26 protein-coding genes are annotated in these 26,366 nt (G+C 40.8%); 14 read left to right on the plus strand and 12 right to left on the minus strand.

The features are described 5' to 3' along the window. Positions 1 to 8 precede the first annotated feature (8 nt). The 6 genes from mobA to fdhD all read right to left on the minus strand — a co-directional run bounded on the left by mobA (position 9) and on the right by fdhD (position 7,086). Entirely contained in the window at positions 9 to 611 is a 603-nt protein-coding gene (gene mobA / locus HHO41_RS18830; RefSeq protein ID WP_169101565.1) for a molybdenum cofactor guanylyltransferase, read from the minus strand. Positions 612 to 666: 55 nt separating this feature from the next. Next, entirely contained in the window at positions 667 to 1,500 is an 834-nt protein-coding gene (locus HHO41_RS18835) for a formate dehydrogenase accessory protein FdhE (protein WP_169101567.1), read from the minus strand. 246 nt (positions 1,501 to 1,746) lie between these two features. After that, complete coding sequence (locus tag HHO41_RS18840; protein ID WP_169101569.1) at positions 1,747 to 2,466, minus strand: formate dehydrogenase subunit gamma; 720 nt, start codon at positions 2,464 to 2,466, stop codon at positions 1,747 to 1,749. Further along, the gene (locus HHO41_RS18845; RefSeq protein ID WP_169101571.1) at positions 2,459 to 3,283 is read right to left on the minus strand and encodes a 4Fe-4S dicluster domain-containing protein; all 825 of its coding nucleotides are present in this window, start codon (positions 3,281 to 3,283) and stop codon (positions 2,459 to 2,461) included. The genes HHO41_RS18840 and HHO41_RS18845 overlap by 8 nt, the downstream gene beginning before the upstream one ends. After that, a complete protein-coding gene (gene fdnG, locus HHO41_RS18850) occupies positions 3,283 to 6,306 on the minus strand; it encodes a formate dehydrogenase-N subunit alpha (protein ID WP_481747105.1) in 3,024 nt (1,007 codons plus the stop codon). Before fdnG ends, HHO41_RS18845 begins: the two co-directional genes overlap by 1 nt. A gap of 15 nt (positions 6,307 to 6,321) precedes the next feature. After that, positions 6,322 to 7,086 carry a formate dehydrogenase accessory sulfurtransferase FdhD gene (gene fdhD, locus HHO41_RS18855; RefSeq protein WP_169101582.1) on the minus strand — a complete coding sequence of 255 codons (765 nt, stop codon included), beginning with the start codon at positions 7,084 to 7,086 and terminating at the stop codon, positions 6,322 to 6,324. 508 nt (positions 7,087 to 7,594) lie between these two features. Between fdhD and pdxK the strand changes: the two genes are divergently transcribed. The 3 genes from pdxK (at position 7,595) to bshB2 (ending at position 9,778) form a co-directional block, all read left to right on the plus strand. Continuing rightward, positions 7,595 to 8,434 carry a pyridoxine/pyridoxal/pyridoxamine kinase gene (pdxK, locus tag HHO41_RS18860; protein WP_211171233.1) on the plus strand — a complete coding sequence of 280 codons (840 nt, stop codon included), beginning with the start codon at positions 7,595 to 7,597 and terminating at the stop codon, positions 8,432 to 8,434. Between the two features lie 179 nt (positions 8,435 to 8,613). Next, complete coding sequence (locus HHO41_RS18865) at positions 8,614 to 8,961, plus strand: YojF family protein (protein WP_169101584.1); 348 nt, start codon at positions 8,614 to 8,616, stop codon at positions 8,959 to 8,961. A gap of 151 nt (positions 8,962 to 9,112) precedes the next feature. Beyond that, on the plus strand, positions 9,113 to 9,778 hold the full coding sequence (bshB2, locus tag HHO41_RS18870; protein WP_169101586.1) for a bacillithiol biosynthesis deacetylase BshB2: 666 nt from the start codon (positions 9,113 to 9,115) through the stop codon (positions 9,776 to 9,778). A 197-nt stretch (positions 9,779 to 9,975) separates the two neighbouring features. On the opposite strand, the gene HHO41_RS18875 is transcribed toward bshB2, so the two are convergent. Beyond that, positions 9,976 to 10,725: a Crp/Fnr family transcriptional regulator gene (locus tag HHO41_RS18875; RefSeq protein WP_248278538.1), complete on the minus strand. Its 750-nt coding sequence runs from the start codon at positions 10,723 to 10,725 to the stop codon at positions 9,976 to 9,978. A 228-nt stretch (positions 10,726 to 10,953) separates the two neighbouring features. On the opposite strand from HHO41_RS18875, the gene HHO41_RS18880 reads away from it, so the two are divergent. The 10 genes from HHO41_RS18880 (at position 10,954) to HHO41_RS18925 (ending at position 20,541) form a co-directional block, all read left to right on the plus strand. After that, positions 10,954 to 11,421, plus strand: a complete 468-nt coding sequence (locus HHO41_RS18880; protein WP_169101588.1) for a cytochrome C — start codon at positions 10,954 to 10,956, stop codon at positions 11,419 to 11,421. A 24-nt stretch (positions 11,422 to 11,445) separates the two neighbouring features. Then, on the plus strand, positions 11,446 to 13,314 hold the full coding sequence (nosZ, locus tag HHO41_RS18885; protein WP_169101635.1) for a Sec-dependent nitrous-oxide reductase: 1,869 nt from the start codon (positions 11,446 to 11,448) through the stop codon (positions 13,312 to 13,314). Between the two features lie 187 nt (positions 13,315 to 13,501). Further along, complete coding sequence (locus HHO41_RS18890) at positions 13,502 to 14,068, plus strand: hypothetical protein (protein WP_169101590.1); 567 nt, start codon at positions 13,502 to 13,504, stop codon at positions 14,066 to 14,068. Next, the gene (gene nosD / locus HHO41_RS18895; RefSeq protein WP_169101592.1) at positions 14,065 to 15,411 is read left to right on the plus strand and encodes a nitrous oxide reductase family maturation protein NosD; all 1,347 of its coding nucleotides are present in this window, start codon (positions 14,065 to 14,067) and stop codon (positions 15,409 to 15,411) included. Before HHO41_RS18890 ends, nosD begins: the two co-directional genes overlap by 4 nt. Beyond that, a complete protein-coding gene (locus HHO41_RS18900; RefSeq protein WP_169101594.1) occupies positions 15,375 to 16,172 on the plus strand; it encodes an ABC transporter permease in 798 nt (265 codons plus the stop codon). Before nosD ends, HHO41_RS18900 begins: the two co-directional genes overlap by 37 nt. Next, positions 16,169 to 16,792, plus strand: a complete 624-nt coding sequence (locus HHO41_RS18905; RefSeq protein WP_169101596.1) for an ABC transporter ATP-binding protein — start codon at positions 16,169 to 16,171, stop codon at positions 16,790 to 16,792. The genes HHO41_RS18900 and HHO41_RS18905 overlap by 4 nt, the downstream gene beginning before the upstream one ends. Before the next feature lie 14 nt (positions 16,793 to 16,806). Continuing rightward, entirely contained in the window at positions 16,807 to 17,712 is a 906-nt protein-coding gene (locus tag HHO41_RS18910; RefSeq protein ID WP_169101598.1) for a FixH family protein, read from the plus strand. 352 nt (positions 17,713 to 18,064) lie between these two features. After that, the gene (locus HHO41_RS18915) at positions 18,065 to 18,796 is read left to right on the plus strand and encodes an ABC transporter ATP-binding protein (RefSeq protein WP_169101600.1); all 732 of its coding nucleotides are present in this window, start codon (positions 18,065 to 18,067) and stop codon (positions 18,794 to 18,796) included. Beyond that, the gene (locus HHO41_RS18920; RefSeq protein WP_169101602.1) at positions 18,793 to 19,833 is read left to right on the plus strand and encodes an ABC transporter permease; all 1,041 of its coding nucleotides are present in this window, start codon (positions 18,793 to 18,795) and stop codon (positions 19,831 to 19,833) included. The genes HHO41_RS18915 and HHO41_RS18920 overlap by 4 nt, the downstream gene beginning before the upstream one ends. Before the next feature lie 57 nt (positions 19,834 to 19,890). Continuing rightward, entirely contained in the window at positions 19,891 to 20,541 is a 651-nt protein-coding gene (locus HHO41_RS18925) for a TetR/AcrR family transcriptional regulator (RefSeq protein ID WP_169101604.1), read from the plus strand. An 82-nt stretch (positions 20,542 to 20,623) separates the two neighbouring features. On the opposite strand, the gene HHO41_RS18930 is transcribed toward HHO41_RS18925, so the two are convergent. The 5 genes from HHO41_RS18930 to ybaK form a co-directional block, all read right to left on the minus strand. Beyond that, positions 20,624 to 21,484: an HAD family hydrolase gene (locus HHO41_RS18930; protein ID WP_169101606.1), complete on the minus strand. Its 861-nt coding sequence runs from the start codon at positions 21,482 to 21,484 to the stop codon at positions 20,624 to 20,626. A gap of 69 nt (positions 21,485 to 21,553) precedes the next feature. Then, positions 21,554 to 22,213 carry a DNA alkylation repair protein gene (locus HHO41_RS18935; RefSeq protein ID WP_169101608.1) on the minus strand — a complete coding sequence of 220 codons (660 nt, stop codon included), beginning with the start codon at positions 22,211 to 22,213 and terminating at the stop codon, positions 21,554 to 21,556. 149 nt (positions 22,214 to 22,362) lie between these two features. Beyond that, positions 22,363 to 22,680, minus strand: a complete 318-nt coding sequence (locus HHO41_RS18940; RefSeq protein WP_169101610.1) for a hypothetical protein — start codon at positions 22,678 to 22,680, stop codon at positions 22,363 to 22,365. 146 nt (positions 22,681 to 22,826) lie between these two features. Then, positions 22,827 to 23,927 carry a PRK06851 family protein gene (locus tag HHO41_RS18945; RefSeq protein ID WP_169101612.1) on the minus strand — a complete coding sequence of 367 codons (1,101 nt, stop codon included), beginning with the start codon at positions 23,925 to 23,927 and terminating at the stop codon, positions 22,827 to 22,829. 155 nt (positions 23,928 to 24,082) lie between these two features. After that, positions 24,083 to 24,559, minus strand: coding sequence for a Cys-tRNA(Pro) deacylase (gene ybaK, locus HHO41_RS18950; protein WP_169101623.1), 477 nt, complete (start codon positions 24,557 to 24,559; stop codon positions 24,083 to 24,085). A gap of 142 nt (positions 24,560 to 24,701) precedes the next feature. Here ybaK and HHO41_RS18955 point away from each other — a divergent pair, with 142 nt between their 5' ends. Further along, a complete protein-coding gene (locus tag HHO41_RS18955) occupies positions 24,702 to 26,231 on the plus strand; it encodes an FAD-dependent oxidoreductase (RefSeq protein WP_169101625.1) in 1,530 nt (509 codons plus the stop codon). The last annotated feature ends 135 nt before the right edge of the window (positions 26,232 to 26,366 follow it).

The raw sequence follows: 26,366 nt of genomic DNA on the forward strand, positions 1-26,366 counted from the left end.
AAAAGAGGCTAATAATGTTCAGTGCCCGCCATCCTAATGGCGGCTTCGTACTCTTCTGGTCGATTCATGTTATAAAAATATTTATCTAATTGATGCAGTAGATGCTCCGGTATATCTGCTTCAGTGATATAGCGAACATTCAACTTACTCAATAAGCCCCTCACTGTAAGCTCTTCGTGCCTAATGCTTGCTTCAACTTCTGCACAAATACTTTTCTTGTAAACAGCAAATAGCGGTTGATGTTTTCCATTAATAACCGGTAGCACCGCATCATAGTTTTCAGAGGATTCTAGGAGGAAGCCTCCCAATTCCGTTGATATAAACGGCATATCACAGGCTACAACCAAATTTACAGCAAACGGTGAAGCCAATAAACCCGCATGGATTCCAGCAAGTGGTCCTTGCCCCGGATAAACATCCGAAACTGTTTTTATTTTTAAAAATTGGTAAGTTTCCGGATCATTCGAAACTATGACAATATCAGAAACAAGCTTTGCTAACTCGTCTTTAATTCGTTCAATATTGGGCTTTTGGTTTATTTTAAGCAGTGATTTATTGGCTCCCATTCGGCTTGATTTTCCACCTGATAAAATAATCCCTCCTGCTTTCATGAACAACACCTGCTTTTCTATCTTTACTATAACCTAAATACTATCAATAGGTTTATTAATTTGTTTTATCATCGGATTGTATATTACCCGTTACACTATATCCTTGTTCTTGAGCGATATAATCCAAATGAATCGTTTTAAGATCTAGTAATGATGTCGACGGCTTTTCAAGGTGCTGTCTAGTATCAATTACTTTCGTGTAGCCTTTACACTTATCACAAACATGAATTTGTGAGGAAGCATCTCCTTCAATTGTTAGGAATTGAATCGTTGTATGGTCGTCATTTCCACAGTGTGAACAGGAGATTTTCTTATCTAACCAATATGCTGTACAGCGTGGGCAGTGTAATACCTTTTGACCTTTGCCCTCGATTTGACCTAAGCGAACCGGCTCTCCGCAAACTGGACAACCACAGCCTGGCACAGCAGCCCCTTTTTCAGCTGCATTTAATCTCGGTTGAACCTTTTCGGCAATCAATTGTAAATATGGACGAAGGGCTGTTTCAGCTAAAAATGGCGGTAGCCAAGCAACTAAACCATGCTGTTCAGCAAATTCATTAAAATAAACATGATTTAAAGCATATGCTTCCTCTAACCAAAGGACTGCAGTTTTTTCGTTTAATAACTTTACTAATTTATCAAATTCAACCTCTAGTTGAGGGTTATTTTTCAATAAAACACCTTTTAATTCGTCTATCCACTGTAAAAATAGTGATATATCGAAATCTATCGCCGTAAACGCAGCAATTGGAGCACCTGCTTCCAGGACTGCTTGATCATAGTTTGGTTTAACTGTATCTGGGTTAATGTTTTTTTTCCATTGCTCTTGAAGTTTGATGATTTCTTTTTGGAGATTTAAATATTCTTTTGATACCACAGATGTCTTCATGAGCTGCACCTCTTTCGTTTTTAAAGGGAATGGCTGTCCTTTTACAGACAGCCATTTTAGATTATTGTTATCTGCGTTTCCGCTTTTTATTAAGGTAATGTATTTTTGATTTCCGCTCCAGGCACTTCGCTTTCCGCGGGGCTAGTTGGGAGCCTCCTCGGCGCATTCGCGCCTGTGGGGTCTCCCATACCAGCTACTCCCGCAGGAGTCTTCGTGCCTTCCGCTCCAATCAAAAATTATCTAAACTTAAGCACCTTTTGTTTTTTTGTCGTCATCATGGCCGTGAATTGGAACATCAGGGAAGTTACCCTTTTTCACTTCTTCATTATACCAGTCAGTATAGTGGCTCTTTGCCCACCAAGCAGGTACGATACCTGTAACAACACCTTTAAAACCAGGAGCTGAGTGCTTGTGAACAGCTGCCATGTAAATATGACCAACTACTACTGCGATAGCAAGCCCAATGCTGGCACTATGAGTAAAGAAGCCCCATTGTACTGCCCAGCGTGGGAAATATGCAGGGAACCACATTGTGAAGCCTGATACGATAATCAAAGTTGCTGTCACAATTTGAATCCAAGAGTTAATTTTTTCACCGGCATTAAAGAATGATTGTGGAACATGCTCAAACTTGAATCCAGTAAGTTCTTTACCAGATTGTTTGAACCATTCAACATCACGTTTTTTCCAAGTAACAATCTCTTTGAACCAACGGAACAAGCCTTTGCGATCAAAGATAAACCAAATAACCGTTGGCGTACAGAAAATGACTGCAAAAATTCTATGCACTAAACGTGCGTTTTCAGGTCCACCAAAGACAGGATAGAGCCAGTCGAAGAATTCAGTATACATAGGCAATGCCGAAATGTATAACACCATGAATGAAATGAAATTGATAGCATGTGCCGCAACAAACGCCTTCGAAAAACGTCTTACTTTCACTTCAGGTCCTTTTGGATTACTCATGGCTATCACCTCCGCCCGCATGTTCTTTGTCTTTGTTAAATAATCTGTAAGACACGAACATTCCAAGAACGCCCATTGTTGTAGCACCAATCATCATTTTTCCTAGTGGCTGTGCATAATCCTTCCAAAGCACTGCTGATGTTGGTACTTTTGGTTTTTCAGGAAGGCCGTAAACGGATGGCTTTTCAGCTAATACATAAATAGTATTCGTTCCGCCAACGCCGTCTGGATTATAAACCATTGCATTTGGATAACGATCTTTTACTTCGCTCAAGCGTTTTTCAGCTTTAGCCATCATTTCGCTTCTTTCACCAAATGACATCGCACCTGGATGACAAGTAGTTACGCAAGCTGGCTGTAACCCTTCCTCGATACGATCTGTACACATTGTACATTTAGATGCTTTGCGATATTCTTTACCTTCTTTGTCCTTATATGTTGCTAAGGAAATGACTTCAAATGGACAGTTTTGGACGCAATAACCACAGCCAACGCACTTTTCATGGTCAACCACGACTGTTCCAAATTCTGTATAACTAATCGCATTTTCTGGGCAAACTTTTTCACAAGCAGCTTCTTTACAATGGAAACAAGCTGAGTGACGGAATAAATAATCCAAATTACCCTTAGAATTATCATGCTCGATAAATTGAAGGACGTTCCAAGTATGAGCAGTAACCTTTGCATGCGATTGATTGCTTCCTAGGAAATCCTCTGGCTCAGCCGGAAGGTCGTTCCAGTTTTTACAAGCAACCATACAGGCACGGCAACCATCACATTTCGTAACATCGACTAACTTTGTATATTCTTTAGCCATTATTTTGCCCTCCTAACATCGCAAAGGAATGCTTTATATTCAGGGATGTTGGTATTAGCGTCCCCGATATGCGGTGTTAAGCGGTTCGCTGTTCCGCCTGTTGCGATTCCCTTGAAACCAAAGTGCCAAGGCATACCGACTTGGTGAACCGTTTTACCTTTAACTTTGAACGGCTTGAAGCGCTTTGTAACCATTGCGTATGCTTCTATTTCACCACGTGCTGTTGTAATTACGATTCTGTCTTTATTGTTAATACCCTTTTCTTTAGCAAGTTGCTCACCAATTTCGACGAACATGTGTGGTGCTAATTCTGATAACCAAGGCTGGTTACGAGTCATTGCACCGGCTTGCCAGTGTTCAGAAACACGGTAAGTTGTAGCGATAATTGGATATTTCGAAGCATCACCTTGTGTCATGAACTCCTTCACACCGAACTTAGTAGCAGGGTTCAATTGAACGCTAGAGAGTCCATTGGAAACAGGGCTTTCATATGGCTCATAGTGCTCTGGGAATGGACCATCGTTCATTGGTGCAAATAATCCGCCTAATCCTGTTGGATTCATGAAGTATGCATCTTTACCACCTGGTGCTTCTGGTCCGCGATCTTTCGGGAAGTCAGGTACGTCATTACCAACCCAAAGATTTTGTACAGCATCCCACCAAATTCCAGCTTTGTTGTTTTCAGTTGACCATGGAGTTCCATCTGGCTTAGCCGCACAACGGTTTCCTAAAATACGACGGTTTGCTGGCCATGCGAATGACCAATTTAGATAGTTACCATTTCCGGTATCTTTGTTGTCGCGACGTTTCGCAAGATTTCCTTTGGTTTCATCCGGGTAGAAACCAGAGTAAATCCAGCAACCACTTGCAGTTGTACCATCATCTTTAAGCGCTGCAAAACCTGGAACAAGCTTCTTAGTACCCATTTCATATCCGTTAATTTCACGGCATACTAAATCGATGTCAATGTGTTTACCAGTTCCATAATCCCAAGTCATCGCATTTAATGATGCAGCAGCTGGACCTGATTCATTTTTGTATAGCTCTTTTAACTTTAGTGCTAATTCATGAATAATTTCTAGGTCGCCTTTTGACTCGTGCTTTGGCTTAATTGCTTGCCAACGATATTGCATCCAACGTCCGCTGTTTGAAATAGATCCTTCTTTTTCAAATGATGAACATGCTGGTAAGAAGAATACTTCTGTATCAATTTCAGACGGATTGGCGCCTGCTTCTTTTTGCCAGAAAGCAGATGATTCAGTTTCCCAAAGGTCAATGGCAACCAACCATTTAAGCTTGCTCATTGCTTCTTGTTCTTTTCCTGCGTTTGGTCCACCAACGATTGGGTTTGTACCAAACATCATTAAGCCTTCCATTTTACCTTCATACATTGCATCGAAAATTCTCATGTGAGAATAATCTTTCTTAGGTGTTAATTTCGGCATGTAATGATATCCAAATTCATTTGCAGCTTGTGCGTTGTCGCCATAGTAAGCTTTCAACAAGCTTGTATAGAATTTTGGTTTATTAGTCCAGTAACCCGCAGCTGGCGTTACCTTCTTCAAGAAGCCCGCATAAGTAGCTTCTTCAGGTGTTGCAGTTGGAGTTTCCATATATGCTGTAACGTTACCATATAGTAAACCGAAGTCAGTTGAACCTTGAACGTTTGATTCACCGCGCATTGCGTTGATACCACCACCTTGAAGACCAAGGTTTCCAAGTAATAGCTGGATAATACCGTATGAACGTACGTTCTGTGAACCTACAGTATGCTGAGTTGTACCCATTGCATAGAGGATGGTACCTGCTTTGCCTGGCTTACCTGTTTCAGCAAACGCTTTAACAACTTTCAAGTAATCTTCTTTCGGTGTACCTGTTACCTCGACAACTGTATTAACATCGTAACGTGAATAATGCTTTTTCATTAATTGGAACACACAGCGAGGGTCAGAAAGCGTATTGTCGCGAATTAGCTTACCTTCCGCATCCTTCTTGAATGCCCATTTTGTTTTATCATAGCTTCTTGTTTTTTCATCGTAGCTGTTGAAGATACCATCTTCAAATGAATAATCATCTGTAACGATTAAAGAAGCGTTAGTGTAATTTACTACGTATTCTTCATGGTATAACTTATTTTCGATAATGTAATTAATCATTCCACCTAAGAACGCGATATCTGCTCCAGAACGAATTGGTGCATAAATATCAGATTGGCTAGATGTTCTTGTGTATCTAGGGTCTACAGAAATGATTTTAGCGCCGCGTTCTTTGGCTTGAGTTAACCATCTAAAGCTAATCGGATGGTTTTCAGCTGGGTTTGCACCCATGATTAAAGCTACATCTGTGTTTTTAAGGTCGATCCAATGGTTTGTCATTGCTCCACGACCAACTGTAGGCGCCAGACCGGCAACCGTTGAGCTGTGTCATATTCGAGCCTGGTGTTCAATATAGGTTAGGTTTAATCCAGCACGCATAAGTTTACTTAGAAGATAAACTTCCTCGTTATCCAATGCTGCTCCACCCATACTAGCAATTGTTTCTACCTTATTTACAGTAATACCATTTTCTTGTGTGATGAAGCTGCGATCGCGAGTATCTTTAATTTTCTTCGCAATCTCCTCCATCGCCCACTCCCACTCGACTTCTTTCCACTTATCAGCACCTGGCGCACGATACATAGGTTTCTTAACACGCTTGTCTGAAGTAAAAATCTGGCGAACAGTCGTACCTTTACTACATAGGGTTCCTTCGTTGATCGGATTGTCTGGATCCCCTTCTGTGTAGACAACGTCAGTCTCATTGGCATATACCAAGATACCGCAGCCTACTCCACAGAATGGACAAATGGTTGGTGTTGGTTTTAATGCTGCAATTTTAAATTCTTTTGTGCTAGCTTTAGCTTTTTTATCATCAAAGCCAAGCTCGACTACGGCCATTGTAAGGGCTGTAGCACCAGACAACTTCAAAAATTGTCTTCTTGTAAAATCCATCTTTCTGCCCCCTCTACTACTGTTGTAGAACATCTATAAAACCCTAAATTAATAGGAAGAACCCCCAACTTTCAATTTCTCAAGATCATTGATCACTCTGCCAAAAGAAGTATAGGCAATTGCCATTTTTCCTCTTAAATAGCCAACGACTTCAATGTTTAGATATTTGGCGAGCTGAACCGCTTGCTTTGTTGCAGCTGTACGCGAGCCAATTACCGCAAAGCCAAATTTCGCTGCTTTGGACAGCATTTCATAGGAGACTCTGCCAGTCGTTAATAGAATAAGTTTCTTTGGATCCAATCGATTTCGTAATGCATGACCGATTATTTTATCAACAGCGTTATGGCGCCCGATATCCTCGCGAACGACAATACTGCCATCCTCATTGACGATACAAGCTCCATGCATTCCGCCGGAAACTAAATACATTGGTGACTCTTGTGCGAATTGACTTCGCTTTTTTAATAGATAGCTTAATTGATAGGATTGATGTGAATTTACTTTGTCAAAGCTTTTGACATCTGTCATCGAGAAGAAAGTCACACCTCTACCACAGCCAGCTGTATAGTGTTTCTTTTTTGTAAAAAACACTTCACTATCAAATGCCTCGTTGAGGGTTACATAAATCGTACCCATTTCTTCATTCACTGTAACGTCTTCTACGTCTTCAACCTTGTCAATTAAACCTTCAGAAAATAAATATCCATAAGCCCAATCAATTAAGTCGAAACTTGTTAATTGAAATACAGCGATTTCATATCCGTTTACAGTTAAGGTAATCGGATATTCCTCTGGACAGCCTTTTCTGTTCATAACTTCACCCCTTTATGGCACATAACACCGACGGGATATGCTGATTTGGTTTCCCTTTTCCATCATAGAGATTAGCAATTTGGATGACTGCGATAAAAGTCACACACAACAACCTTAACCACTGGTGCAATAGAAAAAACCAATCCCTTAGTCTTAATGTACAGCAATAACAAGTTGTGGCAACGGTTTCAATGTGACAAGAACTTATCAATTTCGTGACAATTATTTGGATATTTCGTGAACTGTCACGATAATAATCTTTACCATATTTTTAATGGAAATAATGATATCTACTTGCCTCTTAATCTTAATATCAGTTCCAAATTATCACAGTAACTTTTCTCACGCTTATCCTAAAATATTGACATTTTGCGCAATTTTTTATTTCGTTTTTGAAGATTTTTTTTCAAAGACCCCCATATGAGCGAAAGGAAATTTTATTAGCAGTAAATAATACTGATATAATAAAAACGATATGATTGTGGCTGATTTAAGGAGGATTTTGAATATGGTGATGAAAAAAGTATTAACAATTGCAGGGTCAGATACGAGCGGAGGCGCGGGGATTCAGGCGGATTTAAAAACGTTCCAGGAACGTGGCGTATATGGTATGACTGCCCTAACGACAATTGTGACAATGGACCCCAAAAACCATTGGCATCATAATGTATTCCCAATTGCTTTACAAACATTGGAAGCGCAACTTGAGACGGCATTGTCCGTTGGCATCGATGCTATGAAAACAGGAATGCTTGGCTCAGTTGAAATTATTGAATTAGCAGCAAAGAAAATAGATGAAAGTAAAATGGATCGAGTGGTTATCGACCCCGTGATGGTTTGCAAGGGCGAGGATGAAGTTCTCCATCCGGAAACAGCAGAAGCTTTGCGGGAAGTCCTTGTCCCTCGGGCAACAGTCGTCACACCTAACTTATTTGAAGCAAGTCAATTAGCAAAAGTGAGCCCGATTCGCTCAATTGAGGCGATGAAAGAAGCGGCAGCAAAGATTCACGAGCTCGGTGCCAAGTATGTGTTAATCAAAGGCGGCAGCAAGCTTGCACATGAGAACGCAGTTGATTTATTGTTTGACGGGGTTAATTATCAATTATTAGAGTCTGACCGAATTAACACTACCTATATTCATGGCGCCGGCTGTACATATTCCGCTGCGATTACTGCCGAGTTAGCTAAAGGGAAATCCGTAGAGGAAGCGGTAAAAATCGCTAAAGACTTCATTACAGAAGCGATTCGCCACGGCTTCAAGCTAAATGAATATGTCGGGCCAACGATGCACAAAGCCTATCGCTTATATGGTGCCGGAGCTTCAGAGGCTGAGCAATTAAGTAAATAATTGCAATTATATATTTTGGGACAGGACCTGATGTGAGGTCCTGTTTTACTTTGGAAATTTTACCCGTCGATGCTTTATTTTTCGCAAATCGATATTGTTTTTAGTAAGATGTAAATATGTCAAATTAATGAAGCTGAATCATCAGTTGTTTTGAAAGGGAACAGGAAGGAGTTGAACTTATGGAACCAATCAATGCAGAAAAGGTTCAAGAAGCGATTGACCACCTCGCGAATCAAGAGGTCTATCTCCATCTTGAAACTACGAACGGAGCATACGCCTCCCATTATAATGAATCTTTTCTTTCTGCTGGTGCCTACATTCGTAATGCCTTAGTACAATATGAACATGGGAAAATCGTTGGAACCGGTCCGTACCGAGTCGGTCTCAAAATAGGAATCGGTTGGGTTTACGGAGAGGGACTAACTCATTTTGAAATTGATAGCGAGGGGCGCATCTTGCTAGCCGGTCATGATAACGAAGGCAAGCTTGCCGTAGCGCTCGAGCTAAGCAAAATACCTTTTGAATAAGAAAAGCGTAAGCGGCTTGCTCAGGGGCGACAGGCACAAGACGAGCAGGCTAGAAGGTCGTTCTTTGACCTTCTGGACTGATTGGCTTGTGACCCCGAGCCCCTAGCCGCTGGAGCTAGACATCTAAATATAATAGAAAGGAGTTTTCCAAATGGAAAAAGAGCGTCAATTATTAGTGATTTTTCCGCACCCAGATGATGAAGCATTTGGCGTATCAGGGACGATTGCCCAGCATGTTGCGAACGGAACCCCCGTTACTTACGCCTGCTTAACGCTTGGGGAAATGGGTCGGAATATGGGAAACCCTCCTTTTGCGACGCGGGAATCACTACCAAAAATCCGCAAACAAGAATTAATCAATGCAGCCAATGTGCTTGGAATCAAGGATTTAAGAATGATGGGCCTGCGGGATAAAACGATAGAATTTGAAGATGATGACATGCTTACGGAGATGATGACTTCATTGATAGCTGAGGTGGAACCGTCTCTTGTGATAAGCTTCTATCCTGGCTACGCTGTCCATCCCGATCACGATGCAACAGGAGTTGCTGTTGTCCGAGCTGTTGGAAAGCTGCCAGCCAAGGAGCGACCAAAGCTCCACTGTGTTGCCTTTTCGAAAAACTGCGAGCAGGAAATTGGCGAACCAGATATTGTCAACAATGTAAGTTCGGTGGCAGATATCAAAATAAACGCCATTAAAGCCCATTTGTCCCAAACGCAACTAACAGCTGCGACCATGTCTGATAAACTCAATGAAAATGATCCGGAGGTCATTGCCAGAATGCTGACTGAACGATTTTGGACTTATCAGTTTTAAATGAGAATTGGCGTTTCCTGAAGCCCGTTCATTTACCTAGAGATATTTTTGTGTACTAGGTAAATGAATCGGGCTTTTGCATTTACCTGGAACAATCATTCTGGCTCTAGGTAAACAAACACACCACTTTGCATTTACCTAGACTCCCTTTTCTCCTCTTAGGTAAATGAATTGGGTACTTCTGTGTTTACCTAGCCCTAACCCCGATTATGTGTCAGCGCACAAAAATGGCACCAATCTAAGATGATGATTTTCTTGCCTTGAATATCAATAATACCGTCCCTTTTCAACTTAGAAAAGACGCGACTAATGCTTTCCCGAGACGTTCCAACCAACGACGCAAACTCCTGTACCGTTAACGGAATTTCAATGTACATCCGATTACACGAGTTTGCCCCAAATTTCTGCGCAAGTCGTTCAAGCGTCCGCATGGTTTTGGTGTAAACGTCAAGTAAGGCAATATCACGCATAATCGTTGTCATATCCCGCAACGCTTCGCTCATATATCCAATAATTTGCACTGCCATTTCAGGTGATTTCATTAATTCAGCTTCTAGGTCAATCGTATTGAGAAAATAAACCTCCCCAGCCTGAACCATCCGCGCCGTCGCCGGATAAAACGCACCTGATTGATTGAAAAGACAAGCTTCCGCAAAAATCTCACCATTTTTCTTTATACAAACGATGATTTCATTTCCTTGATCGTCCTGCTTGGTCAATTTGACAATTCCAGAATGAACAAAATACACCCCTTGCGCTTCTTCAAATTCCGAGATGATTTGTTCTCCTTTTCGAAACGCTTTTTTAATGATCCGATTACCTAGAAGATTAAAAGACTTTTTTGGAAGCTTCTTAAACACTTCCACCTTACCTAAAAATTCTTCAACCGATGTTTTCTCTTGGACAGATAAAGCCGAGTCAATTAAATCATGGCTCATATTCCCCATTCCTTCCATCCACCACATTTTTCTTTATTGTAACGAAATCCTAATTGTGAAAAAGTGACGTTGTTCACATTTTTGTAATTTCTGAAAATTTTTTAGTGATTTGTCCGAATAGTCAAACGGTCACAGAAATGTCATATATCCCCTGCTTTACTGTGAACTACGTCACAATAATTCACCCATCTGCGCGTTAAGATGATTCATGTAACTAAGTCTAGGGGGGAGAACAACTTGAAAAAAGCTTCAATCTATTTTCTTATTAGTGCCTTAATTGGGCTTGGAATAGGATATCTAGTCTTTGATGTCATGCTCGGTAAGGATAGCCAAACCGAAGCAACCGCAAGCTCCGACGACACAAGCGGAGAGGAAGCTAGCAACACAAAGGAATCAACAGAAGCAACAAAGGAAGAACCGACTAGCACTGCAACAACCGTACCTGCTGAAGCAGAAATCCTAAAGCAAAAAGGCTGTATTGGCTGTCATTCCATTTCATCTCTTGATTTAAGCGGTGGTGCTACAGGACCAGACCTTTCACAAGCCTTTAATAATGTTGAAGGAAAGCATGGTAAACCAATTAATGAATTCTTAAAAGAACCAACATCTGCCGTCATGTCCGGTGTTATTGGCGGAAATCCATTAACAGATGATGAAATTAATAAAATTACTGAATTACTTCAAAAAGCAGCAGAAGCAAACTAATCAACTAAAGGTGGTGCTTAATTGATGAAAAGCTGGATTCCCATATCAACTGGACTCGTTGCTGGAATACTCGCAGCAACCGTCATGTTTGGTAACTTTTCTTCAGGAGCTAAAACAGAAGTAACATCAGCAGATAATAAATCAAATGCTGAAAAAGTGTATGTTCCTTTTGGTGAAAAAGATGAGTACTATTTAATGGCTTCTGGTGGTCACTCTGGTCAAATGTTCGTTTACGGAGTTCCATCAATGCGTAAAATCAGAACGATTCCAGTATTCTCACCAGATTCCGCAACAGGTTATGGCTATGATGAACATTCTAAAGAAATGCTTGGTGGCTACACTTGGGGCGACCTCCATCACCCAGCCATTTCTGAAACAAACGGTGAATATGATGGTAAATACTTGTTCGCAACAGACGTAGCAAATAGTCGTGCAGCTGCAGTAAACTTGGAAACGTTCACAACGAAAGACATTATCAATGTTCCTAATACAAGTGGTCCACACTGTGCAGCGTTTGTTACAGAAAACACTGAGTATATGTTCCTACCGACTCGCTTTGCTGTTCCAATCGGCAGTGAATATGCAAGCTTGGATGATTACAGTGAGAAATACCGTGGGGTCATGTCCGCTGTAACATTTGATCAAGAAAAAGAAAAATTAAGTATTGCTTATCAGGTGGCTCTTCCACCTTGGTCTTATGATTTATCAGATGCTGGTAAAAAGGTTTCTAAAGACTGGGCTGTTATGACCACTTACAATACTGAAGAATCAACAACAAATCTTGAAATCAATGCATCTCAAGCAGACCGTGACTATATCGTTCTTTTTAACTGGAAAGAACTAGAGAAGAAAGTAGCTAACGGTGAGTACGATGAAGTCACTGGTCAAAAAATGATTTTCCCAGAAAAGCACAAAGGCGGCATCTACCTAGTACCAGTTGCAAAATCTCCACACGGTGTTGATGTGACTCCAGACGGTAAATACTTTATTGCTTCTGGAAAATTAGCACCAGCGATGACAGTGTTCTCTTTTGAAAAAGCATTCAAAGCCGTTGAAAAGGGTGACTTTGACGGAGAACGTAACGGTATTCCTGTTTTAAATTATGAATCTGTAATGGAACGCGAAGTTGATCCAGAAAACGCACTTGGACCACTTCATACGCAATTTGACGATAAAGGTATGGCTTATACAACCATGTTCATTTCTTCTGAAATTGTGAAGTGGAATCCAAAAACAGGTGAAACGTTAGACCGTGTTCCAGTTCAATATTCACCAGGTCATTCAGCAGCCGCTGAAGGAGATACCGCTTCTCCAGATGGAAAATATTTAGTTGCGCTAAATAAAATTGCTAAGGATTCCTATTTGTCTGTAGGTCCTTCACATCCAGAGTCCATGCAATTAATTGATTTATCCGGTTCAAAAATGAAGATAATCCAGTCTGCACCGGTAGACCCTGAACCGCACTACGCGCAAATGATTAAGGCTGACAAAATTAAGACGATTACGGTTTATCCGAAGAATGAGAAAAATAACTTAGCAGTTTACAAACAAGAAGATACAAGAATCGAACGTAAAGGCAATGAAGTACACGTTTACGGCATCGCAATGCGCTCAAAATTCATCTTTGATGCAAAAGCGAAGCGTCCTGATGCAATCGAAGTAAACCAAGGTGATAAAGTATTTATACACTTAACCAATATTGACATGGACCAAGATATTACCCATGGTTTCGGAATTAACAAATACGATTTAAATATGGAAGTCCAGCCTGGACAAACTAATACACTAGTCTTTACTGCCGATAAAGCGGGGACTTACCCACTTTATTGCACAAACTTCTGTTCAGCATTACACCAAGAAATGTCAGGATATCTTTTAGTTAAACCAAAATAAGTATGAATAAAGCAAAGAGGCTGGCTCAAAACTATTAAGGTTAGACCCACAAATAAGTCGATTTACTCATAGCTCAAACAGGAGCTCTATCGTTGACTTACTTAAAGGGAAATAACCATAGTTAGACCAGCCTCTTTTTTCTCTCTAGAAAAGTGGATGAATGATAAAGAAAGAAGGCATTTTGACTATGAACGGGAAAAAATTATCACTGGTTTCAAGTATCATGATCGCTATTTCAGCATTACTAATTGCTGCTTCACTATTTTTCCCATGGTGGAAAATGGAGTTTTACGCACCGCAATATCCTGAAGGCTTAAATATTATTGTTTATCCAGATAAGCTTGATGGGCAAATTGATAATATCAATGCCTTGAACCATTATATCGGAATGAAAAAATTTAGCGAAGAAAGCTTTCCGGAATTACAATATTTGCGTTTTCTCATTGGCGGTTTAGCTGTTATCGTATTATCTGCAGCGTTAATCCGCAAACGGGCTTATTTATATGGGACCATCATATTATTTGCTGTAGGCGGTGCATTGGGCGTGTGGGACCTACGACGTTGGCTTGTGAGCTTCGGGACAGAACTCGATCCAAAAGCTCCAATCGCAATGGATCCATTCATTCCGCCAATCATTGGCGATAATATCGTCGCAAATTTCACGACCCACAGTTTGCTACAAATCGGATCATATCTAATTGTTGCGGCATTTATCATGATTTTAATACCGCTCTGGAAGGATCGAAAAAAATGAAAAACTATCTGCTCCTCCTCATCTTCATTTCAATACTAATCGTTGCAATGCCAACGGAGAGCTTTGCTGCTGAAAGTTTGCAAGCCATGATTGATTCTGCTGAGGATGGGGCAGTACTCCAGCTTGACAACAAGACATATGAAGGAAATATTGTCATTGATAAACCAATCGAGATCAACGGCAAAAAGCAGACGGTTATTAAAGGAGACGGTACGGGGAATGTCATCTCTGTTACCGCTCCAAACGTTATCCTGCGCAACTTAACCGTTACCAATAGCAGCATGAACCGCAACTCGGCAGAGGAATATGCGGCAATTAAACTGCACAGCAACGGAAATCTTGTCGATCATATTACAGTTACCGACTCATTTCATGGCATTTACTTGAGCCAGTCCCACCACAATACTATCTCGAACTCCACCATAACGGGACTTGGTCACGACGTCATCGCCAAGCAAGGCAACGGCTTACATATTTATTACTCAAACGATAATCTTTTGAAAAATAATACAGTTAACGGCACACGCGATGGCATGTTTTTTGACTATGCCAATCATAATTCCATCGTAAATAACCAATTGAGTGAAACGCGCTACGGCTTGCATTTTATGTATTCCAACAATAATGATTTCCAAGGAAATACGTTCACCTTTAATACTGGCGGGGCAGCAATTATGGAGTCCAGCGGTAACTCGCTAAAACATAATCGTTTTATTTTCAACTATGGTCACAAGTCATTTGGGCTATTTTTACTATCAGCCATTGATACAAAAATTACTGATAATTCGTTTATCCTTAATCAGCGTGGGCTATATATCGATCAATCCACCAATAACTTAATCCAAAATAATACGATTATGCGCAACCAAATCGGGATCGAGCTCTGGGCCAGCTCCAATGATCAGACCTTTACGTTAAATAAGATTACTAAAAATACGATTCCCGTGTTCACACTTGGCGGCCAGGGTCAAAACAACGTTTGGACAAAGGACAATAAAGGCAACGCTTGGGGAGATGAATTTCCTGTTCTCGATCTTAATCAGGATGGGCTGGGTGATGGACCGGTTACTTATCAATCTTCATTATATGAGCTCATTGAAGATCAGGAATTGACTTATTTATTTTTAAAAAGCCCTGCGATTGGTATCTATGAAAAAATCAATCAATACTTTAATCAATCAAAAACAATGTTTGAGGACCCACATCCGTTGGTAAGTGATGATAAAACTACAGGTCACTGGCAATGGCTGTTAGCTCTAGGAGTCGTGATTGTAGCGGTTATTTTACTAAAAGGGAGATATCCACTATGCATTATATTTGGAAGGAATGGAAGGAAAACATAAGAGGAAAGGGCTTCTGGCTCTCATTGGCAATTATCTTGCTTGTGTCGGTCAGTTTATTGTTTAATGCTTCCACTCTTTCCTTTGAGCAAGGCTTTTATGTACTCTTAATCAATTTGTTTGATGCCTTCATTTACTTTATTCCGATACTTTGTTTGTTTTTAGGGGCGTTTGCGGTTTTTCAGGAAAAGGAACAAAAAACACTCATCATGCTGCTGACACGGCGCGATGACTACAAAAGCTTCTTATTAAAGAAAAGTTTGGCCATACATGCATGTCTAATCGGGCCGATCTTTTTATGGTTTTTAATTTATCTTGTCCCGCTCAAGTTCTTATTTGAACTGGAGTTTGCAAGCTATTTTACATTCTTAATTTCACTAATCTGTTTATTGATGATTTACAACCAAATAGGAATCATGATTGGCAGTATAAGCCGTTCCAAAATGCAAATCGTCGGGTTTACGATAGCGCTTTGGTTTTACTTTTTCTTCCTAAACGACTTTATTTTATTATCATTTCTTTCTGATGTTTCTTATGAAAATGTTAAGGTGTTCTCAAGCATCTATTTCCTTAATCCGCTTCAAGCATCTAGAATCTTCTTGGAATCGTCACTTGGGGTATACTCATTTGAGCATATGTCAAAGCTTTTAAAATCGTTTATGTGGCTAAAACCTGGTGTGTTCTTGTTGATCAATACCACTATGCTAGTATTGCTCTCATATATTTTGGCCGTTGTGTTCCACCGGAAGGAGGCTGCAGAATGATCGTAGTTCAAAACTTACACCAATCGTTCGGAGATAAACAGGTTTTAAATGATGTAAATTTGCGAATAGAAAAGAATGAAATAACGGCTTTGGTTGGCCGAAATGGCGCTGGCAAATCGACCCTGATAAATAGCCTATTGGGGCTACTGCCTGTACATAAAGGAAAAATTACGATTAGCGGAAAAATAAGCTATCTTCCCGAAAAATTCATGTTATATCCATCCTTAACGGGTCTAGAGAACATGAAATTTTTTGCAGAAGCCGTTGATAAAAAAATAGATTTTGAGCGAGTTGAGCAGCTCTTGCAGTCAGTCCGATTATGGGAGGACCGTCACATTCAGGTGAAGGGTTATTCAAAAGGTATGCTGCAACGGCTCGGGCTGGCAATTACGCTTTATCAGAACAGTGAAATCTTAATTTTGGACGAACCAACTAGTGGCATTGACCCGATTGGGCGCAAGGAAATTCTTGAGGTATTAAAATCATTGACTGATAAAACCATTTTGCTTTCCTCCCATCATCTCGATGAAATCAACCAAATTTGTACTCATGTTGCATTTTTAGAAAACCAAAAGCTTGAAAAATATACAGTTGAAGAATTTATGGCCATGAATGCCTAGGAGGGCTAACGCTTATGAAGAAAAGAATATTAAGCTTTATTTTATTAGGATTGGTAATGTTGTTAAGTGCTTGTAGTGAAGGTGATGATTGGACCGTTTCTTTCACTGAGCCACTCCGCTATACAAAAGGTGCTGAAACTCCGATTGAAGTGAAGGTAGTTGAGGATAATAAGCCTGTGACTGATTTAAATATGAGAGTACATATGGAGATGACCTCCATGAGCCATGGCAGCGTAGATATGAAGCTTGAGGAGCAGGGTGACGGGGTTTATTCCGGTAAGGCTGAATTCCCGATGTCTGGAAAATTCGAAGCAACGTTCACTATGAAAAAAGAAGGCTATACGATCGAGAAGGTCGTCGAGGTTGAAGTTGAAAAAGTACAAGGCGTTGCAACCATCAACGGCGAGCCGATAAATACTGACGATGTGGAGTTTTACCGCTTTATCAATAAGCTCCACATCGCGATTAATCGCGAGGCCGACCAAGAGAGTTACAAAGGGGCTGAGCTCGAGCAACGGATGGCTCACTGGGACGAGCAGGAAAAGCAATCAGAAAATCAAAATCAGCTGCTAACGCAAATTATCCGATTGCGCTCAATGGCGATGCTTGCAAAAGATAAAGGCCATACCGCTTCAGCTGAAGAAATTACCAAAGAAATTGATGCAATTCGGTCAAAGTACGAACAATCCGAGGTTGCCAAAGACTTGATCAGCAAGTTTGGCGAGGATAAATTTTGGCGCAAGGAACAAAGCCAATATGAATATATTGTATTGACGCAAAAGGTCCAGAAGGATGTTACCGAAAAGGTGAAAAAAGAAAATCCGAATGTCGGTGAGCAGGAGATCAACTTCTTGGCACAAAAGGAATACGAAGATCTACTAGTCTCACAAGTAAGCTCGTTGGATATTGTGATTTTGTAAGATTTGGGTGTGGGGTGTGGGGTGCCGGGTGCGGGATGCCGGGTAGGGTGCTAAGCGGACATGGATGACCTTATTTTGTTAAATTCAGCTGTTTTTTACATTTAGCGGACACAGATGACCTTATTGACATATAATCTACCGAAACATCCCCATTATTCAATGGATAACGAACCTGATGTCCGATAACATCACAAATAATACAGGTTTCATTAAAATAGCGGAACCAATGTCCGTAACCGAAACCCGAGCCTCATTAACTCGGTGAGTGATTACTCACTTTACAAACCATCATTTTTATTTTATTATCTTAGTGAGTGATTACTCACTCCCAAATAAAACGAGGTGACAAACCATGAGCAAACAAGAAAGTATTGTTAGTATCAAAGACGTCTCAAAATCATTTGGTAAACAAGAGGTATTAAAACATGTTTCCCTCGAGATTGTGAAAGGGGAAATTTTTGGTTTCCTCGGTCCATCAGGTGCCGGTAAAACGACATTAGTCAAAGAGCTTGCTGGCCTCGATATACCGACCACCGGGGAGAATTTTGTTTTTAATAAAAAAATGCCTTCACTCGCGCTTATGCAACGGATTGGCTATATGGCTCAGTCTGACGCATTATACGGTGAGCTTACCGCTAAGGAAAATCTAGAATTTTTTGCTTCCCTCTACGGTCTGAAAGGAAAACAACAGGAGGCGAGAATTAAAGAAGTGATGGAAATCGTCAACCTCCACGATGATTTAAATAAGCTCGTTTTCAATTATTCTGGGGGCATGAAGCGACGCCTCTCGCTGGCAGCTGCGCTCTTACACGAGCCTGAGCTCCTTATCCTTGATGAACCAACGGTCGGGATTGATCCATTGCTTAGAAAAAGCATTTGGGATAGCTTTTACGAACTCAACCAAAAGGGCGTCACAATTATTGTAACGACTCACGTGATGGATGAAGCAGAAAAATGCCACCGCCTTGGGATGATTCGAAATGGTGAGCTGATTGCCGTTGGAACACCAGCTGAACTTAGAAATGACACCAATACCTCAACACTCGAAGACGCATTCCTTGCTTACGGAGGTGCTCAATTATGAGAATTAAAGCCTTAATGATACGGATTTTACGGCAAATCGTTCGCGATAAACGGACGATGGCATTAATGATTATGGCTCCAATTTTAATTTTAACGATGATGGATTTAGTCTTTAACGGTGATGATTATATCCCAAATGTCGGTTTGGTCGACATTCCTGATCAGGTTGAAGCAAAGCTTGATTTGGGTGATGCAAAAATAAAGCAGTATGATTCGAGCGGGGCAGCAGAAAAAGCGTTGGAGGATCGCAAAATTGACGGATATGTAGAGCTTAGCAATGGTGCTCCTGCAGTCATGCTTGAAGGCAGCGATCCATCGATTAATGGTGCCGTAATGAATTGGGTTCAGGCTGCCTTTAAACCGCTTCAGGCCGCTCAAGGAATGCAAAATCCAGCGATTGAACCCGATATCGATTACTTACACGGCTCAGCAGATTTAAGCCAATTTGATTACTTTGGTCCGGTCCTTTTAGGATTCTTCGTCTTCTTCTTTGTCTTTTTAATTGCTGGGGTGTCGTTCTTACGTGAGCGCACGAGCGGTACGCTTGAACGCTTGCTATCAAGCCCTCTCCGCAAATGGGAAATCGTAATTGGTTATGTTTTGGGCTTCGGGGTTTTTACCATGCTCCAAGCTACGATTATCGCAAGCTATTCCATTTATATTTTAGACATGGAGATGGTTGGCACATTTTGGTTCGTGTTACTCGTGATTTTACTGCTATCGATGTCTGCCTTAACACTCGGAACACTCTTATCAGCATTTGCCAATAACGAACTGCAAATGATTCAATTTATTCCGCTTGTTGTAGTGCCTCAGGTGTTTTTCTCAGGCTTATTTAATCTTGAGACAATTAGCGATTGGTTAAGTTGGATTGGCCTGGTGACACCGCTTTATTATGCAGCTAATGCGCTCCGTGATGTAATGGTGCGCGGACTGGGCTGGGAATCTATTTACCAGGATGTCTTGGTATTAATCGGCTTTTCTGTGCTCTTCATTACGCTTAATATTCTCGCGTTAAGAAAGTATCGCAAGGTTTAGATTCATACTTACATGTTAAAATAAGGAGAAATAAGTTGTTAGTTAGGAGAGCCCGTCATGAATGATCAAGACTTATTGCTTTCGCAATGGTTTGAGGATGCAGATGATTTAACCGAAAAACAAAAGCAGATCCTTCTGGCAGCGATTGATTCATTTTCTGAGAAAGGGTATGCAGCGACGTCAACTAGTGAGATTGCCAAAAAAGCAGGAGTTGCGGAAGGGACAATTTTTCGCCATTACAAAACAAAGAAAGATTTATTAATGGCAATCGTTGCACCTACCATGGCAAGATTCCTTGCTCCGTTTATCATTAAGGATATTAGCAGGGTTATTAATACAGATTATCCATGTTTTGAAGATTTCCTTAAAGCAATGGTCGAAAATCGCAAAAACTTTATCCAACAAAATCTTTCACTTTTTAAAATCATGCTCCAGGAACTGCCGTTTCAGCCTGAGCTACAGATACAATTTAAAACTCATATTTTACCCGAGGTTTATGAGCGCATGAAAGGGCTCATCATCCATTATCAAGCTAAAGGTGAGATTATTGAGCTGCCACCTTATAGTGTTGTTCGGTTAATTGCGTCAACGATTTTCGGCTATTTAATTGGTCGCTACATGCTTTTTACTGAAGTCAATTGGGACGAAGATGCTGAAATCGAGCGCACGATTCAATTCATTATGCATGGACTTGCCGCAAAAGCATAAAAATGAAAAAGGGTCTTAAACCAAATTTGGTTTAAGACTCTCTTTGTTTCACATGAAACATTTGGAAATTGCATATCTTAAGCTACATTCCCAATGCTTCATAAATTGCCTTTGCAACACCATCATGTTCATTCGAGTCAGTCACAAAATGTGCTTGAGCTTTAATATGTTCGGGGGCATTGCCCATCGCCACAGCCCGGCCGACGATCTTGAGCATCGATATGTCATTATCGTTATCGCCAACTGCCATTGTTTCACTAAGAGTAATACCTTTTCTTGCGACAAACTTTTGCAGAGCAATTCCTTTTTGAGCATGAATTGATGTAATTTCCAAATTTCCTGCTCCCGATGAGCTAACTGCAATGTCCGTAAGTTCTGCTAACCCTTCTCGAACACCCACAAGTTTGTCCAAATCAGCAGAAAAGGCTAGTAATTTATAAATCTCCGTGCTTTCATCACTCAAAATCATATCGTAACTTGCTACATGATGAACTAAGCCTTCTGAAATACGCCCCTTGGCGACTCCCTCTACCTGCTCTCTTGTAAAGTTGTGATTGGCACTAGTATAAACATCAATCATCACGGAGACAGCCTTTTCTAAATTATTCGTGTACGTACCTTTATTTGTGTAAATCTCAAAATATATATCTGACCCAGCCAAAATGTTCGCAATCTGTAGTGCTTTTTCTATAGATAGTACCTCTGAAGCAAAGATTTTTCCTGCCTCGTCAACCAACATTGCCCCATTTACACAAATGACTGGGCAGGTAATTCCGACTTGTTTCAGCGCATACTGGGCCTCCTGATAAGAACGTCCAGTCGCCACAACAAATTCAACCCCTTGCTTTTGAGCAAGCTTAATCGCCTGTTGATTTTTCTCAGAAATACTCCCCTTACCCGTCAATAATGTCCCATCCATATCACTTGCGATGCATTTAATCATATATATATAAACTCCTCAATCTGAATTATTATTATCTCAATATAATAACACAAAAGGAGTAAAAACTTATTAAATATACTTCGAACCTTCACGCACGCTCAACGGCTTTAAAGTATGGTGGCTGATAAACTGCCTTACCGATTCAGGATTTGTCTTAGAATATTCTCTAAGCGCCCAACCGATTGCCTTTTGGATAAAAAACTCACCGCTGTCCCCATTGGCAATAATGTAACGATAAAGCAAGGCCGAATCGGTTGCCAGTTTATATTTAAGTTGGAATAAAAGAGCTGAACGCCGTAGCCACATATTGTCGTGAGTTGCCCACCCCTCAATAACCTGAGGGATTAATTCCTTATTCTGCATAACAAGCGGACCAACGAGATTGGACGCCAGTAAATCAACCGTATCCCACCACGATTTTGTTGTAATTAAGGTTTCTAATAATCCAATATGTTCCTTCTTTAGCTGCTTCACAAATTTTGTTAAATAATCGATTGCCGTATATTGGTATTCTCGCTCAGCCTGCTCCCACAAAGCCAATACAAATGCTTCATCAAACGGCTGATTTTTAATGCCAATTTTGTTAAATGCTACCCTAGCTAACGCTCTTCGCTCAGGAGTTTTGATCCCCAGAAACGGAAATTGATTTTTCATATATTTTGCCATTGGCACTGCTTGGTCTGGATTGCGGCGCTGTTCTAGAGCGGTTGTGACAGTCTCTAATTCCATTATGTTTACTCCCTCCTTAAGTGAAGCTAATTACCTTGCCAAATTAACGTAATAGTTTCTCATATCCTGTTTAAATAGTAACGCAAATACTGGTAAATTAAAAAGGAACACCTTGCACAGTGCGAGATGCTCCTTTTTGTTATGAATATTTAAGCTGATATTTCTACGTGTTCATAGCCATTATCGGTTGCATAGACTTCATACCAATGATATGTTGGCGTTTTAAACCATTCGTAGGTTGGTTTATACACAACGTGAATTAATTTACCATTTGCATCGATAAGCGTGTTAAAAAGTTTAACTGCTCCGTATCCGAATGTTTGGTCCAAATATCCTTCGATTCCTTCTCTGATTACATTTCTTTTCCCTGCCTCTTCTTCATTATGTAACTTCATCATTCCATCAATAAACAAGCTTAACAGGAAAAAAGTGATCAGGATGAGTATGACCAGCAGTATTTTGAACAAAGGCGCAACCTCCTAAACATTTAAGATTCAGTTTTATTTTACAAACGTTTTGAAAAAAAAACTGTGATGCGGATAACATCACTGACTGATCTGCTCAAAAAATTTGTTTAGGAAGGCTGCCTTAGGCTTTAGGTGACACCTTTTGTCTACTTGGTCTGTTTTACCAGTCCAAATAGTTTTGATTGTATTTCCTGGGTAATTTGGTCTAGCATTTTGAAGTTCATTGCTGGTCGATAGAGGGCTTCAAGTTCGTCATGAAGCGACTTTGCCTCCGCTAAATAGCCAATTGCTTCATTCATTTTTGCTTTATAGCGACCCGATATTTCAGTGATTTCTTCATGATATTTTTCATCAGTCCCAGGTGTAATTAAATGTGCGTACATATCGATGATTTCATCACCATGGCGACTTGGAAAATATTCATGTGGAGCGGTGCTATCAAAAATAGCGAAGCCTAATTCACGAATAATTACCATATCAAGGCTATTCGGGTCAAACCCGCAATGGTAAACCTCCACATCAAATCCTCTCTTTTCAGCATGAGCAACTATTTTTTTCAGCAAAGTTGACTTGCCTGAGCCCGGACGTCCTTTAATAAAATAACGATTAGGTATCTCTTCGGTTAAATTTTGGACAAAATCAACCGCTCCCTTTGGCGTGGCTGCACCTAAGAACCGATGGCGTACAATGGTTTCGCCACTGCTGCGCCGATTGCCTAACAACTCGTCAATAAGCTGTGCGGTAAACTGATTGGCTTTTTCAAAATCCATGGTTTCAATATAGATTTTCTCCCATTCATCATGGACCCTTAGGGCTTCAGCAAAAGTGCTATAAGCCTTTTGATAGGAAGCGCTGTTTTTTTTAGACAACTCTTGTATTTTGTCTTTTTGTGCTGCTAGTTTTGCAGTATCCCAAGCTACACCCAAGTTTACATACTCTTCGATTGCCCCGGGGGCCTTCGGTTCGATGATGTGCGGTGCGGTGCCATCAACGATGCCAGCCTTAAGCGCCGGAATTTTAACACCGTCAATTGAGCCGTTGTCAGAAGCGCAATGTAAATATTCAACATCATAGCCTTGGGTGGAGAATGCCTCACCAATTCGCTTCATTAATGTTGATTTCCCCGTGCCAGGACCACCTTTTAAAATAAATAATTTTTCTAAGTCTTGTAAGCTTGATTCAAATAAACTATGAAAGCCCCGTGCTGTATTACCACCTGCATAGTAATTTAATACCCGTGCCGTCATACCCACACTCCCTCAGTTGTCAAAAGTACTTACATTCCCTTCACTTTATGCAAACGCCTCTTTGTAGGTGATTGCCTACTCTGTAGGATTTTAAATGTGATTTTCATTCCAAAAAAATAAGAGTCTTCCAAATGGAGACTCTTAAGTCCTAAAGATCATTTAACTAAATCCAGCACTGTTGCTGATGTTACCTCGGTTAAGCTATCAACTGCAACCTCTATTTGCATGCCGATTTTCCCACCACTGACGACCAACGTTTCGAGGTTAGTCGCATGGGCATCGATGAAGGTAGGGTATTGCTTTTTCATGCCGATTGGTGAACAGCCTCCGCGGATATAGCCAGTGTGAGCTTGTATATCTTTTACCGGCAGCATTTCGACCTTCTTTTCACCCGCAGCTTTAGCAGCCTTCTTTAAATCTAACTCCCGTTCAACCGGAATAACAAACACAAAAATATTTTTGCCGGTCCCTTTGGCAACAAGCGTTTTAAAAACCATCATGACGTCTTTATTAATTTTCCCGGCGACGGAAACCCCATCAATTTTTCCGTCCTTATTATCATAAGTATAGGTTTGATAGTTAATCTTTTGAGAATCGAGTATCCTCATTGCATTTGTTTTGGGCTGGGCCATTTTTTCCGCTCCTTTAATGTTCTACAAAAACAGTATATCGAATTGATCAAATGGAGCAAACTTTAATTTCCTCTTACTTGTACATGATTTTACACAAATAGGAAAAATTATCTTTTATAAGACAACTTAGGAGGAATATTAAATGGTGCAAAGCTACGGCTCAGGGCGATTGCCCCAATATCCACAGGCATACTGGCTCGAATCAGTTACGATTCCCGAGTTTCCTGCTTTGGAGGAAGATGTACATGTTGATGTTGCCATTGTCGGAGGCGGAATTACCGGCATTACAAGTGCCTATTTATTAGCGCAAAAGGGCGTAAAGGTCGGTTTAGTCGAGTCCGGAAGACTATTAAATGGGACAACTGGCAGTACAACCGCAAAGGTTACGGCCCAGCATGGGCTTATTTATGATGAACTGATCACAACCCTTGGTGTCGACAGCGCAAAGCTTTATTATGAAGCAAATAAACTCGCAATGGACTTTGTGAAGAACGTTGAACAGCAAATTGACTGTGAGCTTCAAGAAGAAGATGCATACATCTATACTCAGTCAGCAGATTATCTTCAACAACTAGTCAATGAAATGAACGCTTACGAAAAATTGGGCATTGAAGGTGCATACGTAGCTTCCACCCCGCTCCCTTTTTCTGTAAACGGGGCAATCCTGATGAAAAATCAAGCTCAATTTCATCCATTGAAATACTTGATCTATTTTATTAATGAGATTACGGCCAAAGGCGGACTTATTTTTGAACATACACCAGCAATTGATATTACAACCGGACCACCACGGGCACAGGTGCTGACGAAAAATGGCGCTAAGCTTTCCTGCGACCAAATGATTATCGCCACCCATTTCCCATTCGAGGATAAAACCGGTTTTTATTTTGCAAGAATGCATGCCGACCGCTCATATGTCTTAGCTGTTAAAACAGAGAAAGAATTTCCTGGTGGAATGTATATCAACGCCGAGCAGCCGACACGTTCACTCCGTTATACGACGATAAATGGTGACAAGCTTGTCCTATTTGGTGGCGATCACCATAAGACAGGCCAGGGAATTGATACCTTTAAGCATTATCAAGCACTAGAGACCTTTGCAGAAGAAACATTTGGGATAAAAGAAATCCCCTATCGCTGGTCGGCCCAGGATTTAACGACTTCCGATAAGGTCCCTTATGTAGGAAAGATTACGGAGAACCATGATCATATTTTCGTCGCAACAGGCTATCGAAAATGGGGTATGACAAATGGGACAGTGGCCGCACAGTTGTTGACCGATCTGATTCTAAGTAATGAAAGCCCTTATGAAGCGCTATATCGACCAACCCGATTCCATGCCACTCCTGATCTCAAACAGCTGGTCAAGGATAATCTTGATGTGGCTAAGCATCTAATCAAAGGCAAAGTGGAGCTGATTAAGCGTCAACCCGAGGACCTTGCAGATGATGAAGGTGCAGTCGTAACCGTTAACGGCAAACGAGCTGGAGCTTATCGGGATGAACAGGGATGTTTGCACATCGTTGATACGACTTGTACTCATATGGGCTGCGAGCTCGAGTGGAATAATGGCGACCGCTCTTGGGATTGTCCGTGCCATGGCTCTCGTTTTTCAATCGATGGTGATGTGGTTGAAGGTCCAGCGGAACATCCCCTACAAAAACTTGACTAGCCAATATCAAAGGCATCGATACGGCCCATAAATAACATAATAAAGTAGGGAAACCTCTCTCGAGGCTTCCCCCTTATCAAACCGTACGTGCCCTATTAAGGCATACGGCTTACCAAATGTTACAATGTTTATCAA

The organism is Bacillus sp. DNRA2, assembly GCF_012843265.1.
Classification (GTDB): domain Bacteria; phylum Bacillota; class Bacilli; order Bacillales; family Cytobacillaceae; genus Bacillus_BU.